At 35.1% G+C, this 16,441-nt stretch carries 16 protein-coding genes; 6 read left to right on the top strand and 10 right to left on the bottom strand.

The window, feature by feature from the left end; all coding sequences use genetic code 11:
* Positions 1-88 precede the first annotated feature (88 nt).
* Both C7K42_RS04215 and ald read left to right on the top strand, forming a co-directional pair.
* On the top strand, positions 89-2,038 hold the full coding sequence (locus C7K42_RS04215) for an ABC-F family ATP-binding cassette domain-containing protein (RefSeq protein ID WP_103099960.1): 1,950 nt from the start codon (positions 89-91) through the stop codon (positions 2,036-2,038).
* 129 nt (positions 2,039-2,167) lie between these two features.
* Positions 2,168-3,280 (top strand): alanine dehydrogenase, encoded by a 1,113-nt coding sequence (gene ald / locus C7K42_RS04220; RefSeq protein ID WP_103099961.1) that lies wholly within the window; start codon positions 2,168-2,170, stop codon positions 3,278-3,280.
* Positions 3,281-3,586: 306 nt separating this feature from the next.
* Here ald and C7K42_RS04225 read toward each other — a convergent pair whose 3' ends face one another.
* Positions 3,587-3,967, bottom strand: coding sequence for a VOC family protein (locus C7K42_RS04225; protein WP_061839876.1), 381 nt, complete (start codon positions 3,965-3,967; stop codon positions 3,587-3,589).
* 238 nt (positions 3,968-4,205) lie between these two features.
* Here C7K42_RS04225 and C7K42_RS04230 point away from each other — a divergent pair, with 238 nt between their 5' ends.
* From C7K42_RS04230 to C7K42_RS04245, 4 genes are read left to right on the top strand one after another with little or no spacing between them, the layout of a single operon-like run.
* Positions 4,206-5,201, top strand: a complete 996-nt coding sequence (locus C7K42_RS04230) for a YhdH/YhfP family quinone oxidoreductase (protein WP_103099962.1) — start codon at positions 4,206-4,208, stop codon at positions 5,199-5,201.
* Entirely contained in the window at positions 5,198-5,944 is a 747-nt protein-coding gene (coaB, locus tag C7K42_RS04235; protein ID WP_061839874.1) for a phosphopantothenate--cysteine ligase, read from the top strand. Before C7K42_RS04230 ends, coaB begins: the two co-directional genes overlap by 4 nt.
* Before the next feature lie 19 nt (positions 5,945-5,963).
* The gene (gene coaC, locus C7K42_RS04240; protein WP_014125247.1) at positions 5,964-6,518 is read left to right on the top strand and encodes a phosphopantothenoylcysteine decarboxylase; all 555 of its coding nucleotides are present in this window, start codon (positions 5,964-5,966) and stop codon (positions 6,516-6,518) included.
* 6 nt (positions 6,519-6,524) lie between these two features.
* Entirely contained in the window at positions 6,525-7,163 is a 639-nt protein-coding gene (locus C7K42_RS04245; RefSeq protein WP_014125248.1) for an ECF transporter S component, read from the top strand.
* A 133-nt stretch (positions 7,164-7,296) separates the two neighbouring features.
* Here C7K42_RS04245 and C7K42_RS04250 read toward each other — a convergent pair whose 3' ends face one another.
* The 9 genes from C7K42_RS04250 to C7K42_RS13350 form a co-directional block, all read right to left on the bottom strand.
* Positions 7,297-8,172: a class II fructose-bisphosphate aldolase gene (locus C7K42_RS04250; RefSeq protein WP_061839873.1), complete on the bottom strand. Its 876-nt coding sequence runs from the start codon at positions 8,170-8,172 to the stop codon at positions 7,297-7,299.
* Between the two features lie 63 nt (positions 8,173-8,235).
* Positions 8,236-9,288 carry a zinc-dependent alcohol dehydrogenase gene (locus C7K42_RS04255; protein WP_061839872.1) on the bottom strand — a complete coding sequence of 351 codons (1,053 nt, stop codon included), beginning with the start codon at positions 9,286-9,288 and terminating at the stop codon, positions 8,236-8,238.
* Between the two features lie 351 nt (positions 9,289-9,639).
* Positions 9,640-10,464 carry a PTS sugar transporter subunit IIA domain-containing protein gene (locus C7K42_RS13040; protein WP_234976248.1) on the bottom strand — a complete coding sequence of 275 codons (825 nt, stop codon included), beginning with the start codon at positions 10,462-10,464 and terminating at the stop codon, positions 9,640-9,642.
* 47 nt (positions 10,465-10,511) lie between these two features.
* The gene (locus C7K42_RS13045; protein ID WP_234976249.1) at positions 10,512-12,176 is read right to left on the bottom strand and encodes a sigma 54-interacting transcriptional regulator; all 1,665 of its coding nucleotides are present in this window, start codon (positions 12,174-12,176) and stop codon (positions 10,512-10,514) included.
* 384 nt (positions 12,177-12,560) lie between these two features.
* Entirely contained in the window at positions 12,561-13,235 is a 675-nt protein-coding gene (alsE, locus tag C7K42_RS04265) for a D-allulose 6-phosphate 3-epimerase (protein WP_200811719.1), read from the bottom strand.
* A 6-nt stretch (positions 13,236-13,241) separates the two neighbouring features.
* Complete coding sequence (locus C7K42_RS04270; RefSeq protein ID WP_061839870.1) at positions 13,242-13,985, bottom strand: SDR family NAD(P)-dependent oxidoreductase; 744 nt, start codon at positions 13,983-13,985, stop codon at positions 13,242-13,244.
* Between the two features lie 10 nt (positions 13,986-13,995).
* Complete coding sequence (locus tag C7K42_RS04275) at positions 13,996-14,550, bottom strand: SIS domain-containing protein (protein WP_061839869.1); 555 nt, start codon at positions 14,548-14,550, stop codon at positions 13,996-13,998.
* A complete protein-coding gene (locus tag C7K42_RS04280; RefSeq protein WP_061839868.1) occupies positions 14,534-15,586 on the bottom strand; it encodes a galactitol-1-phosphate 5-dehydrogenase in 1,053 nt (350 codons plus the stop codon). Before C7K42_RS04280 ends, C7K42_RS04275 begins: the two co-directional genes overlap by 17 nt.
* Before the next feature lie 23 nt (positions 15,587-15,609).
* Positions 15,610-16,440 (bottom strand): PTS system mannose/fructose/sorbose family transporter subunit IID, encoded by an 831-nt coding sequence (locus C7K42_RS13350; RefSeq protein ID WP_061839867.1) that lies wholly within the window; start codon positions 16,438-16,440, stop codon positions 15,610-15,612.
* Position 16,441 lies beyond the last annotated feature (1 nt).

A 16,441-nucleotide genomic window follows, 5' to 3' on the forward strand; every position in this document is an offset into this window, starting at 1 on the left:
TAAGATCATTAAATTGTGATAAACTAACATTTACACAAAAAACAGAAAAAATCGGTAAACGTCAATCAACATTTAAAGAGAGGATACTATGATTTTATTACAAGCCAACCAAATTGCACGCCAGTTTGGTGCAGATACTTTATTTGAAAACATTCACCTAGAAATCAGCAGTCGAGCACGTATTGGCCTTGTAGGACGTAACGGTGCCGGCAAGTCGACTTTGTTAAAGATTCTGGCTGGAATCGAGGCGCCTGATAAGGGAACCATCGCTAAAAATAAAAATATTACATTAGGCTATTTAGCACAAGATACTGGTTTAGACTCTGATAAAACAGTGTGGGAAGAAATGCTAGAAGCTTTCTCAGATGTAAGACAGACAGAAAAACGTATGCACGAATTAGAAGTAAAAATCAGTCAGATTTCTCCAGAAGATGAGAATTATGAAGCTGTTCTTAAGCAGTATGATCAATTACAAGAAGAATTTATCGAAAAAAATGGTTACGGCTATGAAAATGAAATGCGCGCAGTTTTAAATGGTTTTCAATTCGATGAGTCTTTTTATGACAAAGCGATCCAAACCCTTTCTGGCGGACAAAAAACCCGTCTAGCTTTAGCTAAAATGCTTTTACAAAGCCCCGATATTTTAATTTTAGACGAACCGACCAACCACTTGGATATTGAAACACTTAGTTGGCTTGAAGGTTACCTACAAAATTATCGCGGCGCCTTATTGATTGTTTCTCATGACCGTTATTTCTTAGACAAAGTCGTCACAGAAATCTATGAAATTAGTCGAAGTAAGATGCGTCACTACAAGGGAAACTATAGCCGTTATTTGGACTTAAAGAGTCAACAACTGGCCAGTGAGTGGAAAGCTTACGAAAAGCAGCAAGCTGAAATTAATAAATTAGAAGATTTTGTTGCTAAAAATATTGTTCGTGCCTCGACCACCAAACGAGCGCAGAGTCGGAGAAAGCAATTAGACAAAATGGAACGTATCGAACGACCACAAGGAAAAGAAAAATCAGCTCATTTTCTTTTTCAAATCACAAAAGCTTCAGGAAACATTGTCTTTCAACTAGAAGACGGTGCAATTGGCTATGATCAAAGCGTCGTTTCTGAACCTGTCAATTTAGATATCAAACGGCAAGATGCGATTGCTTTAGTAGGTCCTAATGGTATTGGAAAATCTACTTTATTAAAATCGATGATCGGCGAAATTCCCTTTATCAAAGGAGAAAAACGCTATGGAACTAATGTTTCGATTGGATACTATGATCAAGGCCAAGCCGAGCTAAACCAGAACAAAACGATCTTACAAGAACTATGGGATGAACATCCTGCAACACCTGAAGTTGAAATTCGCAGAATGTTAGGTAGTTTTTTATTTTCTGGTGATGATGTCGATAAACCGATCTCTTTATTAAGTGGAGGCGAAAAAGCGCGTGTCGCTTTAGCAAAACTAGCGATGGATCAAAAAAACTTTTTAGTTTTAGACGAACCGACTAACCACTTAGACATAGATAATAAAGAAGTATTAGAAAATGCTTTGATTGATTATGAAGGTACCTTATTTTTCGTATCACATGATCGTTACTTTATTAATCGGCTTGCTACCAAGGTTGTCGAGCTTTCAGAAAATGGTTCTCGCCTTTATTTAGGAGATTATGATTACTACTTAGAGAAAAAAGAGGAAGAAGAACAACTGGCTGAATACGAAAGAGAACAAAATGAAACAAGCCAAGAAAAAAAGACAACAACAAATAAGCAAAATTTTGTGCAGTCAAAAGAGCAACAAAAACAAATACGATCATTACAAAGAAAAGTGTCCCAAATTGAAGAAGAACTAAACACAGCAGATGAAAAAATCAGCCAGCTTAAAGAAGAAATGACGCTACCAGAAAATCTAGATGACCACGTGAAATTAACCGAACTAGACCAGTCTTTACAAAGTACGCAAAAACAACAAGATGATCTTATGGAACAATGGGAACACTTAAGTCTACAATTAGAAGAATTAGAAACAAAAACTTCATAAAGCAAGGATAAGCTTTTTCGATCAAATCAGTCGAGAAAGCTTATTTTTTTTATTTTAAATAAAAAAATTTTTGTATAATCGTCGGCTTTTTTGTATAATTAAAGTATTCTAATAGATGGAGTGATTTTTATGAAAATCGGAATACCGAAAGAAATAAAAAATAATGAAAATCGAGTGGCTCTACCCCCTTCCGGCGTTTATGAACTGGTTCAAAGCGGGCACGAAGTTGCAGTGGAAACAAACGCAGGTTATGGTTCGGCTTTTAAAGATGAGGCCTATAAAAATGTAGGGGCGACAATCGTTGAAACTCCTGAAGAAGTTTGGGCACAAGATATGGTAATGAAAGTTAAAGAACCATTGGAAGAAGAATATCAATATTTCCGCCAAGGACTCATTTTATTTACTTATCTACACTTAGCAGCAAATAAACCAGTAGCTCAAGCACTACAAAAAGCTAATGTTACTTCAATTGCTTATGAAAATGTCCAATTAGACAATGGCACGCTACCTTTGCTTTCACCTATGAGTGAAATCGCTGGTCGGATGGCAGCCCAAATTGGTGCTGAATTTTTGGAAAGCCCTAAAGGTGGTAAAGGAATCGTCTTAGCGGGTGTACCGGGCGTGCGTAAAGGAAATGTTGTCATCATCGGTGGCGGCGTTGCTGGTACGAATGCCGCAAAAATCGCTTACGGACTGGGTGCCAATGTAACGATTTTAGATGTTAACATCGATCGCTTGAAAGAATTAGATACCGAATTTAACGGAAAAATTCAAACCTTAATGTCTAACAGTTTCAATATTAGTCAACAAATAAAAACTGCTGATTTAGTTGTCGGAGCTGTCCTTTTGCCTGGACGTAAGGCGCCCACTTTAGTAACAAGAGATATGGTAAAAGATATGCCAGACCATTCTGTTGTTGTAGATATTGCGATTGACCAAGGCGGCATTTTCGAAACGGAAACAAGAACAACTACCCACGATGACCCGACTTACACTGAAGAAGGTGTCACTCACTACGCAGTTGCTAATATGCCTGGAGCTGTAGCGCAAACAGCTACTATCGCCTTGAGCAACTCTACCCTACCTTTTGCTAAAAAGCTAGTTGCAGCGCCAATTGAAGAAGTACTACAAAATGAAGCTGCATTATACCGTGGCGTGAATACCTATAAAGGTCAACTGGTACATCCAGCCGTCGCTGAAGATTTAGCAATTGAACATACACCATTAAAGAATTTATTATAAATACTTCGGACACTACGGTCGCCCTAGTACTGTTCATCACTTCGCTTACACTTCGATCTCATCAAGGTCTAAGCAACAAGTTACTAAGGTCTTGAAGGAGCTACTCTCAACTCCCCTTGGTCGCTGAATCGTAGTGATTCGAAGATAGAAGACACTACGCCTCGCTTTCGCTCGCCCTAGTACTGTTCATTATCTACTCTCAGCTTCCTTTGGTCGCTGAATCGTAGTGATTCACAGCAAAAAGAGGACAGCAAAAAGTTGTCCTCTTTTTTTTATTTCAATATAGTATAAAAAGTTATCACAAACTCAATTTGTCGTTAGTTCGATTAAATTTCCTTCGGGATCTTGAATAACAGCTTCATAGTAACCATCTCCTGTGGTTCGTGGTCCATTTAAAAGTGGATAGCCATCTTTGACAAATCTTTCAGCAAAATCATCCACTGCGCTTTTATCACCTACTGCAAGTGCAATATGTGAATAGCCTAAACTATCTGCTACACGATTTGATAAGTGCTGCTTTGTTGTTAACTCAATTCGACTACCCTCTTCAAAAGTTAAAAAATAAGAACGAAAGTCCGTTTTTTGATTATGGTATAGTTCCGTACTGCCAACATTAAAATATTTCTGATAAAATGCTTTCATTTTTTCAATATCTTCTACCCAAATAGCGATATGCTCTACTTTCATGCAACTTCTCCCCTTTTTTCATCAAAATAAAAATATATTAACCTGCTTTTATCTTACCAGAGTTTAGCTCCTTTAGATAATATAAATACTATTTTTAATTTTTACCTTTTGTATCATTTCTTTTACTAGCGACTGAGCTCTAAATATTATCAGCAAAATTAGAAAATATGTTATGATAATACTATATAAAAATTAGTAAAAAATTACATAAAATATGATTGGCAAAGGAAGGATAAGCATGGAAGATTTTTTAGCTTTTGAAGTCACACAAACAGAAAATGTATTTTCACGTGGGATTGTCAAAAAACAAAATGAAAAATTAAAGAAAGATTATGTTCGCGTTCAAGTAGAGTTTTCTGATATTAATTACAAAGACGCTCTTGCAGCTAGCAAAAATGGTGGCGTTGTTACAGATTATCCCAAAATTGCCGGGATTGATCTAGCCGGAACCATTCTTGAAACGAATTCCGAAAACTGGGATATTGGTCAAAAAGTTTTGGTCACAGGTTACGGTCTAGGAACAGATTTAGACGGTGGCTTTAGCCAAATTCAAGATGTACCCGCTGAGTGGTTAGTCGAAATCCCCGAAAAATTAAATAGTAAAGAAGCGATGGTGTTTGGCACAGCCGGCTTTACAGCAGCTTTAGCAGTCCAAGCTGTAGATCAAGAAATTAACGCAAAAGATGCCCCTATACTTGTAACCGGAGCAACAGGCGGCGTCTCCAGTACCGCAATTTCACTTTTACAGCAATTAGGTTATAGTAATATCACAGCTCTTTCATCGAAAAAAACACAGACCGATTGGTTAACAAATCTTGGAGCTAGGGCTATTAATACGCCAGAAGAAATCCTACCAGAAAAGAAACGTCCTTTAGCTAAGCAAAAATTTGCAGCTATCATTGATACAGTAGGTGGCGATATCTTAGCAAGCCTGCTTCCTCTTATCCAATACAATGGTTGTGCTGTTCTTTGCGGAAACGCTAGCGGTATAGCTTTGAAAACAACTGTTCTACCCTTTATCTTACGTAGTATCAAGATGATTGGCATCGATTCTGTTTATGTGGAAATGGAAAAAAGAAAGCAAGTTTGGCAATTTTTAGCTGAAAATAAAAACGTGTTAGAAAAACAGACTTATCACGAAGTTGCTTTAACCGACTTGGATGAAACAATCGAATCCTTACTAAATGGTAGCCATATAGGTCGTACCATTGTCGATATAGGAGGAAAGAAATGAGAGTATTAATTACAGCTGGCGGCACTTCAGAAAAAATCGATGATGTGCGCTCCATTACAAATCATTCTACCGGGCGATTAGGTTGTTTTTTAGCAGAAGAATTTTTAAAAAATCAAATCACTGTCGATTATGTCACCACAACACAGGCCAAACATCCAACAGAAAATCAACAGCTAAATCTTTATGAAATTGCAGGAACGCAGGATTTAGCCGATCAATTACAAGAATTGTTGCAGAAATTTTCTTATGATGCCGTTATTCACAGTATGGCAGTTAGCGATTTTGCACCTAGCCAAAGCTACTCCCAAGAAGCCTTTTTAGAGGCAATCAATCAGCTATTTCAAGAAAAAAATGGACCTTTAGACAAAGATGATCTTGCATCTTTAAGTCTAGGAGAAAAAACGAATGAAAATAAAATTTCTTCTAATACTGATCAGCTCTATTTGGTTTTGCAAAAAACGCCTAAAGTTATCCAAAAAATTAAAAAGATCCAAGCTGGAACACTACTGATTGGGTTTAAATTACTCGTCGATGTTTCTAAACAAACATTACTGACAACAGCCAAACAAAGCCTTGCAGCTAGCCAAGCAGATTATATTTTAGCTAACGATCTAGCAAAAATTAAGAATAACCAACATCCGGGCTACCTTATTAATAAAGATGGAGAAATCGTTGGAGAAGAACAAAATAAAGAAGGAATTGCACAACTAATCGCACAAACAGTGATGAAACATCATCGTTAATTTTATAGGAGGCAAAAAAATGGGAAAACATATTCTATTAGCAGTTACTGGCAGTATCTCTGCTTATAAATCAGCTGATATTGCAAACGAATTAACAAAAAAAGGCTATACAGTAGATGTCCTGATGTCAAAAAGCAGTCTGGAATTTATTACGCCGCTGACCTTACAGTCTTTAACAAAACGCAGAGTACATACTGACGTTATGGATGAACCGAATCCTAGTAAGATTAACCATATCGAATTGACCAAGCCAGCTGATTTGTTTTTAGTTGCTCCCGCAACGGCTAATATTATAGGGAAATTAGCAAATGGTATTGCCGATGACTTAATCAGTACCCTAGCCCTTGCTTTGCCTAGTGATCGAGCAAAATTAATCGCTCCGGCAATGAACACTAATATGTACGATCATCCTATCGTCCAAAGAAATTTACAAACATTAAAAGAAATTGGTTATAAAGAAATTCAACCACGTGAATCATTGTTAGCTTGCGGTGACTTTGGTTCTGGTGCATTAGCTACCGCTGATACAATTATAGAAAAAGTGGTGAATACACTTGAGGGCGAGGAGGCTTAAGACCCTATGCAGCAAAAACAAAAGACTTTTCGGCTAGTTTTAACCGCATTCTTCCTAGCGATTTTGTTATTACTAGCCACCGTTCCTTTTCTTGGCTTCATTCCTATTGGACCTATCAACGCGACGACCTTACATATCCCTGTAATTATCGCTTCGATCGTTTTAGGCCCACGCTTAGGAGCTTTCTTAGGAGCTAGTTTCGGTTTAATTAGTATGATTCGTTCGACAATTATTGTAACCCCGATGTCTTTTATCTTCTCTCCTTTTATTGCTCCTTTTGGTGAAAGCGGATATGGCAGTTGGAAAGCATTATTGATCACATTTATTCCACGAATCTTAATCGGCATCGTCCCTTATTATTTCTACCGTTGGTTTGAAAAGCGAATGAAAAATCGTAAAGCAGGCTTAGGACTTTTCATCGCTGGCTTATTAGGCGGCATTGTAAATACCGTTGTTGTAATGAATATGGTTTACTTTCTGTTTCAAACAGAATACGCACAAATCATCGGCGAAGCAGGGAATGCTGTTTACGTCGCTATCCTTTCGATCATTTTTGCTCAAGGTGTTCCAGAAGCCATAGTCGCAGGGCTCGCCACAGCAGGTGTCGCCGCCGTGCTGTTGCGGTTTTTGGACAAGCGGACATAAATGCCTTTTACTTAATTATATTAAGAGTAGCAGTTAGATATGGTCTAACTGCTGCTCTTTTTACCGAAATCTATAAATTGTTTTACTGCTTCTTGCAAATCGTCAATAAATGCCTCAAGTTCATCAAAACTAATTAATTGTTAAAAACTCTCATCGCTTCTTTAACATTTTCTTTCATCACGTCAATTGCCACTGTTGAAATTTCATCAAAAAATGGCATCTCATGATTATCTTCTATATATTCTTTTACAGCTTGTCCACCTGCTTTGTTCATATAAGTAAAATAATTAATTTTTGTAATACCTCTTTCAATAGCTAATTTATAATTTTCAGCCGAGACACCAGAACCTCCGTGCATAACAAGAGGAATATCTACTTTATTTACTACCTCAGAAATTACATCCATATTTAAATTAGGTTTTTTGACATACACGCCATGTACAGTTCCAAATGCTATGGCTAAAAAGTCTACACCTGTTTCATCTACAAACTTTTTAGCTAAACCCGCATCTGTATAAAAATTATTGTCAATGTTATCTTTTTCTGCATAAGAAACACGTCCTTCATCTGTCCCTTCACCGCCAAATTCCGAAGTAAAAATGTGTCCTAACTCGGCTTCAACAGAAACTCCCGCCGCATGAGCAATTTTGACCATTTCCTTTGTTTCCGTTAAATTTGTTTCAAAATCCTTATCTGAAGCGTCATACATAATCGAAGTAACCCCTTCTCTAATGGCATGCACACATATATCAAAAGAAGAACCGTGGTCTAAATGAACAGCTACGGGTACTTTCGCTTTTTTTGCGTAATGTAGCATAATAGGTATAATATCTGGTAAACTAATCAGTTTTTCGTGCACTTGCGCGTGTGCTAGAATCACCGGACAGTCTAATTCTTCAGCTGCCTCAATGATGGCACGTATATTCTCCAAGGTGGGAACATTAAAAGCTCCTACCGCTTTTTTGTTCTTCTTTGCTTCCGCCAAAAGTTCTTTCATATTCACTAGCATATAATAGCACCTCCAAATTTAGATTGAATACTTGATGAGATTGTATATTTTCTTCTACATTAATTACGTCATTTGCACAATAACACGATAATTATTAGGGTCAATTGCTTTTTGTATTGCTTCTTCAATTTCATCTAATTCGTATGTTCCATATATAAATGGTTTGACACCGATCACTCTTTCATTTAATAACTTCATAGCGGTAATAAAGTCACGAGTGTTAGAATTGGCACTTCCCATCAGTTTAGTCATCCTTTTGTGAATACGATTAGGACTAATTGAAATAGGAGTATCTGGATGATAAGAACTATACAAAACAACTCGACCATAAAGAGAACTCATTTGAACAGCTTCTTCTGCCAGTTTTGAAATCCCGACTGTGCTTAAAACAACATCGGCACCCTTTCCATCTGTTAATTCTAACGATTGGTCGATCGCATCTTCAAAATCAGGTTTTATGAACTCTTCAAAGCCAAGAGTCTTCATTAAATCAATTCTACTTTGATTAGGTTCACTAATAATCACTCGTGCGCCTTTATTTCTGGCTAATACCGCATGAAACGCCCTCATAATTCCGGCCCCAATAACGATTACCGTTTCCCCCAATTGTATGTCAGCAATTTCAATACTGTGTACAACACAAGACAAAGGCTCTGTCAAAGCTGCTTCTTGATAACTCAAATCCCCTTCAATTTTAAATATTTTACTGATAGGAACAGCCAAATACTGAGACAGGCCTCCCATTCCTCTTATATCCAAGCCTCCAACGAAACTTTCATAACTGAAATTTTCACAATTACCTTCTTCACCGATTCTACATTTTTCACATTCCTCACAAGAGGTTAGAAGACCAACAACCACATTGTCTCCAGCATCCCATAGTGTTTTATCAATATCCGAGCCTATTTCTACAATTATTCCTGCCTGCTCGTGTCCGCCGATAAATGGAAAGTCTACCTTATTAATCCCTTGATAAACTCTCTGTTCCCATGTACATAAAGCACATGTTTTTAATTTAACTAGAACCTCATTCGATTTTGGTTTAGGCTTTTTAATATTTTGTAATTCAATTTTCTCTTTCCCGGTGAATACCGCTGCTTTACATGTATTTTCCATTATTTCCTCTCCTCATAAAAAATTACCTAGCTAGTTTTAACTATCAAATAAAAATTAATACTATAAAATACTGGTTTCACAACAAATATGTTTTCAACATCAATAAAAACTTGCCCTCCTTCCTTTTACAACATCCAAACTTAATCTTTACGTCGAAAAGTAACTCTATTTAAAGATTATTAACCGTTATAAATTACTATCTTCTTTCTACTAAAAATAGCAAACATTTCTTTCTTCGTTTATTGAATTACTAGCAATATTTATACCAATTAAAAAAGCCTAATAAGACAGTAATTAGCTTGACTATCATATTAAGGCTTTCTTAGTGTGTTATTCTACATTTGAAACGTGCTACTTAACTGTGCTTTTCATACAAATATTTATTAATTCCATTAAATAACTAATTTCACTGTCTTTGATATCGATTGCAAATCTATTTTCGATTGATGAAAAGCTACTTTTTAAAAAGCGGTATAATTCGGGAGATTGATCAATAATACTGGATATCTTTTTTCGTTCGAATTGTTCTTTTCGTATAGCTCTTTCTACCATATTACTTGTATGAAATAAAAATTTAATCCAAAAATCCTCATAACTTTCAATCGGGAAATGACTAACAATGATCTTAGCTTGCTCCTCTAATAAGTCATAAATCGTAGTTCCATCTAAAAAAATTAAATTTTCCTCTAAAATATATATTATTTTTTCTCTTCGGCTATTTTCATATTCTACTACGATGTTTGTTGAACTCTGTTCATTTGATGCTTGTACACTATTTCCTATAAACGTACTTTGTTCAATAATATCTTGTTCTAATTTTGCTAAAGTCATTTCAGGCAACATTGCTTTTCTTGTTGCTTCAACCACCATGGGAGTTGTCACCATTTTAATTGTTTTTGTTTGTATACCCAATTTACTCATTATTATTTCTCCAAACATATTTAACGATCCCATATCACTCAGTAAGATAACACCTTTTCCTTGATCAATTTCTTCTACTATTTTTGTTGCAGATTCAAGCGTATCGCCTACAGTTTGTGATAAAGGCATATTCACCCCTACCGCATGGTTAACATTTAACAATTCATTAGCAGTTTGGGCTAAATCACTTGCCGCACTTTCTCCGTGCATTAAAACTAATACACCTATTTTTTGTTTTGTATGTTTTTCATTCATCGCCTTCAAATAAAGTGAGATAAAGTATGTCTCACTCTCTGGTAACTCTACTTGTAAACTACTAGAAACTTCTCGATAAATTTTTTTGCAATTTGAAACTCTTGTTCTTTTTCTACCTGACTTTTCTTTTTATGTTCAAGAAATCTTTCGTCATGAAAAGAATAGCCTTCATTAACTTTTTCTATTAGAGTATCCAAATGTAAGGCGAGGCTTTCTATGTTGTTATCATCAAAGTAGTAATTTTCTTGTTGTGCTACTTTTTTTAAAATATTTAAGGTAATTGCAAAATTCTGTCTAGAAACGATTTTAAATATAGGTTGCTGATTTATCTCAGAGCTCTTTTTTCTTTGTTGTACCTGCCTTTGAATTTGTCCCTTCAGAGAAGCTAAAGTTCCTTCATTTTCAATATACTCTTGGTATATATTTGGAATATTTGTAGATAGATCGTTGTCTTCATTAACCAATAAAAAGGGATCTTTTTTATTATTCTCATCGGGGGTAAATTCTAAATCACCAATTTTCACAGATTTCAATTTTTTTCTCATTCCCGAATCTGACTTTTCATCAGAATGGCTAAAGTAGAACTGATCAATTAAATACGGTGATAAATGAGATAATTTAACTTTTATTATTTTTACATTATGAGAAATATTATCTACCAAAGCATTAGCACACAATAATTGTATATCATTTTTTAATTCACCAATATTCCCTTTGGGTTCATATTGAAGAAAGAAACGAACAACATCTTCGTTTACTTGAAGAGTTTTATCAATGTTTTTTGCTTCTTGTTTAAAACAAAAGTAAATTAATTGTACCCTTTCACTCAAATCTCTATCGTTAATACTGGGTAAATTAATTGTTAAAGGAATTCTCCTTAAAAAAGTAGTCAAAATATTATCTTGAATATTCTCTGTCGTTGCGCCAACAATTAATACATTTACTTTTCGCGTTTTCTCTGATTCTCCAAGACGATAAAATTCGCCCCGATCTATAATCGAAAATAACATTTCTTGGCCTTCCGGAGGTAAACGATGGATTTCATCAAGAAACAATATCCCTCCATCAGCTGCTTCGACTAGCCCATTTTTACTTTCTTCGGCTCCTGTAAAGGCATGTTTAGAATGTCCGAAAAGGTGGTCTAAAAGTAAATGTTGGTTATTCGAATAATCTGCACAATTAAAAACAATATATGGCGCGTTTGAAGAAAGCTGTCCTACTTGTACTGCGTACTGATACATAAACCGTGCAAAAGTAGTCTTTCCTGATCCTGAGGGCCCTGAAAGCAATGTATGTAGCCCATTTGGTGGATAAAGTAAGGCAGCTTTTGCTTGTCGAACAGCATTAGCGAGTGAACCACTATAACCTACCAGCTCACTAAAAGGGTAATCTTTAGAATACTTCCTTTTCGCTCCAATAAAAATATCCATAAATTGTTCTAAATTTGCAAATTGTTGGAATGGTATTCTTGCTTCTAACTTTTCTTCCGCTAATTGTCTAGAGATAAATAATACTGGACGGCCAGTTATTTTAATTACTTTATTTTCTTCAAAAAGCTGATTTAAATCTCTACTAACATTATATCGCGCTATCCCAAGCTCTACAGAAAGTTCCGTGGCATCAAGCTTTATTGTCTTAGTATCATTCAAAAAAACGTTAGTATTTTTATCTAAGGTTTTTAATATTAATTCTTTTCTTTTGATCTTTAACATCTCCTAATGCAATTATATGATTATTTTAAATCACTTTCTACTTTGAATTAAGTATAACGGAAGCCGGTTATCTAGTAAAATAAACTTGAATTATTTTTTTTATTTATTATCTTTTGTTATTTTTCTCCAGACTGAATATTTTTAATTACTGGTTTATTTCGTTTTTGTATGTAGTATCTGTGCTTTATTGAAAACTAAGAATAAAAATATTCCTATAATTTTAAATTCTTTCAAGCTATGAGTAATTTCTAATAAAATGATTAATAAAAAAGTTGGTTACAAAAAGAAAGATTCTTTTTGTAAAACCAACCCTAACTGTCACTTGCTAACCCTGTTCGATAATAAAAAAATGTAACTTCTATTTATCGAATAACTACTTTTCACCTATATCTCAGACCCCATTTGTATCTTCATTTTTTCAAATGCTTTACTTATATCTTCATCTAAACCAAATAGTCCACTAGTACCAACTATAAAGCTATCCGCTCCCGCTTCTGCCAAACTTCGGTAAGTATTTTTGTTACATGAACCATCAACTTGGATTTCATATAATAAATTATTTTTTATTTTATATTCATTTAGTAAATGTATTTTTGTAAGACTTTCTTCAATAAACGGTTGCCCTGCAAAACCAGGATCAACTGTCATAACTGTTATTACATCAATATGGTGAATATAATCTTTGATAGTCTCTATAGAACTTTCAGGATTTAACACAACACCTAGCCTTTTTCCTTGTTTTTTAATCTTTTGGTTTATGCGAAATGCTTGTCCATTTAAAAGTTCAGCATGGATGCTTATACTTTCCACATCTAAATCTAGTAATTCATCCACGTATTCTGAGGGATTAGTTACCATCAAATGGGCATCTATAGGTGCTTCCGAAACCTCTTGTAATTGTTCAATAAACCATGGAGATAAAGTCATATTTCGAACATAATGGCCATCCATAATATCTATGTGATAACCATCAACTACATTATTTAAATATTTAATTTGCTCACTAAATCTATTTAAATTCATACACATTAAAGATGGTAATACTTTCAATAAAAACAGTCCTTTCTAGTTTACTGATTGACCACCGTCGACAACAATTTCTGCACCAGTCATAAATCGAGCCTTTTCTGAAGCTGCAAAAACTACTACATCAGCTACCTCTTCAGGCGTACTTATTCGTTGATACAATGGTATTCGACTTCCCATCTCTGCAGTTGTACGATCAGTCGCATCAGCAGCATGATCAGCCATCTGTGTCTGAATATAAGCTGGATGAACTGAATTAACTCGTATTTGTCTTGGAGCTAGTTCTATTGCAGCGGCTTTTGTTAAAGAAGCCACTGCTCCTTTTGATGCTGCATAAGCAATTCTATTTTTGGAACCCAGAAAAGAAGCGATTGAACTTATATTGACTATAGAACTCCCCTTTTTTAATACAGGCAGCATCTCTTTAAGAGCAAGAAATGCACTAGTAGCATTGACCTCCATAGTGCTATACCAAAGATCCAAACTGGTCTCTTCAATTGTTTTTATTTTAAATATACCAGCAATATTTAAAAGTACATCAAGCGAGCCAAAATCTTTCTTAACCTTTTTTGAGACTAACTTCCAATTTTCTTCAGACGTTACATCAAAGCTATACGGGTATACACTTCCTGCTGAGTAATGGTTAGCAATTTTTTCAAGTTCTTTATCATCTTTATCATTAATCAATACAATATAGTCTTCACTTATTAGCTTATCAATTACGGCCTTGCCTAGACCTCCTGCAGCTCCTGTTACAAAAGCTATTTTTCTTTCCATAGACATTGATAGCCTCCTATTCTAAGTTTGCGTGTCTATTTTTTAAATCCTCAAAGCTCAGTTCCATTTTTCGCATAAGCTCAAGAGTTAAAATATCATGAAAAATGAATAAGCCTTGTTCAAAAACAGTCGTCATAGGTTGAATAGATTTAATATCAGGATTTGATTTAGACGGGCTTTCAAAACGTACGATTATATCCGCATTTTGAGCAATAGAGCTATTAGGACTAGAAGTCAAATGTACAATTCTTGCACCATATTGTTTTGCTTTGTCAGTAATATCCAATGGAAAAATAGATTCACCTGAGCCACTTCCCACGATTAGTAAGTCTTTATCGCCGATTGGAGGCTCATCCAAAGCGCCTACCATATAACAATTTAATCCGAGATGTGAGAATCTTTTGACTGTTGCTTCTAACGCTAATTCCACTCTACCTACACCAACAAAGAAAATTTTTTCGGCTTTTGTCACTTCAGTCATGTAATTCTCCACATCTTTCTGATTTACTTTTAAAAGCAGGTCAGAAAGCTCTTCTATAATACTTCTTGTATTCTTATAATAAGTCGTCATCAACCATCAACACCTTACAATAATTTTCTTTCTTATTATAAATCATTTGAAATGCCTCAACTAATTCGTCAATAGATACACGATGAGTAACTAAAGGTTGTAAATTTAGTTTTCTCTGTGCGATTGCTTCTGCTGTCACTTGCCACTCATTTTTTGGATAAGATACATAGACGCTGTTAAACATTCCTTTAATCGTTCCTTCTTTTCGCATAAATTGGTCATAACTTTTCTTTTCCAATGTCATATCTGAATGCGGATTTCCCAAAAGAACCACTTTTCCAAAAGTTTTCATAGCTTCTACACAACTATTAAATCCGCTACTTGAGCCTGTTGCCTCTATGGTAATGTCAGCTAATTCTCCTCCAAAATTTATTCTAATAATCTCCTCCGCAGATTCATTTAAACTATTATAAACAAATTCGTAGCCAATCTTTTTTGCAAATTTTACTTTTTCCTCATCAATATCAATTAATACTACTCTATTAGCTCCACTTATCTTAGCCCATTGAGCTACTAACATACCAATCGGACCTGCTCCAAATATGACAACATTATCTCCAATATCAACTTGGGCTTTATTGATTACATGTTGAGCAACAGTTGCGGGTTCAAGCATCGCTCCTTCTTCAAACTGAACATTATCTTTTAACATCACTAGGTTAAATATAGGAACTGCTAAATATTCCTCAAAACCACCGTCTGTTCGAGAACCAAAGTAGTTATAATTTTTACATTGAGCATAATTTCCTGTTTCACAGTATTCGCACTGCCCACAAGGTATTAATGGGAAGACAGCTGCTTTTTTCCCCAAGTATTCTTTAGAAACATTCTTTCCTAATTCAACAATTTTTCCAGAAAATTCGTGCCCTAGTACTGTCGGGAAATGATAAGATCCATTAATAAACGCTCGCGGGATGTCTGAACCACAAATTCCACAAGCTTTGATACGAAGTAATACTTCTCCTCCGCTTGGAGTGGGTCTTTGTTTTTCTACTAATTGTAAATTACCTATTTCAAGTAAATCTACTGCTTTCATAATATCCTCTTCCTTACTTTAAGTTATTCCGCTGGTACACCCAAGATATTTAAGTATGACAATAAAATCCCTGATACAAATATTGTAAGTATAATTAAATTTATATTGACTTTTTTACGTACTAACCAGTATACAAGCATTGTTATTCCTAAAGGGATGAGTCCAGGCATTAACGCATCAAGTACATCTTCTTGAATATTTAATTCAACTCCTCTAATATTTAAAATAAAGGGTGATTCGATATCAACTCTCTCAGCCGTCATACAGCCTACAACCATTAAACCGATCATACTAAAAATTTCAGTTAGCCTTGAAATAGTACCTTCTTTTAACATTGTTAAAAGAAATGTTTTCCCTTTTTGATAACCTAGCCGGTACATGTTCCAGCCAAAGCCAATTAATAGTATTTTATAAGCGATTTCAAAAAATATAGGACCAACATAACTTCCATCAATAGCTAAAGAACACGCGATCCCAGCTAAAATTGGATATACTATCCCTTGACTAACAGTATCTCCAATGCCGGCTACAGGCCCCATCAGCCCTGTTCTTAAAGAATTTATTGTTTCATCTGTAATATCTTCAGCTCCATTTGCTCGTTGTTCTTCCATTGCTGAAGCAACACCAGGAATCATAGTTCCTATAAAAGAAGGCTCAGTATTATAAAAAACAAAATACTTTTTTAATTCTTGGACTTGCCTTTCCTTATCATCTGCGTATAATTTACGGATGACAGGAACCATTGCATTCGCTTGTCCCAAAGCTTGGAGTCTTTCATAATTATAGGCAGATTCACTGGAATAAGTTAGCGCCCAGTTTTTTATTAATTCTTTACGTGTCAATTTTACATCCATT

The sequence above is a fragment of the Tetragenococcus halophilus subsp. halophilus DSM 20339 genome (assembly GCF_003841405.1).
GTDB lineage: Bacteria > Bacillota > Bacilli > Lactobacillales > Enterococcaceae > Tetragenococcus > Tetragenococcus halophilus.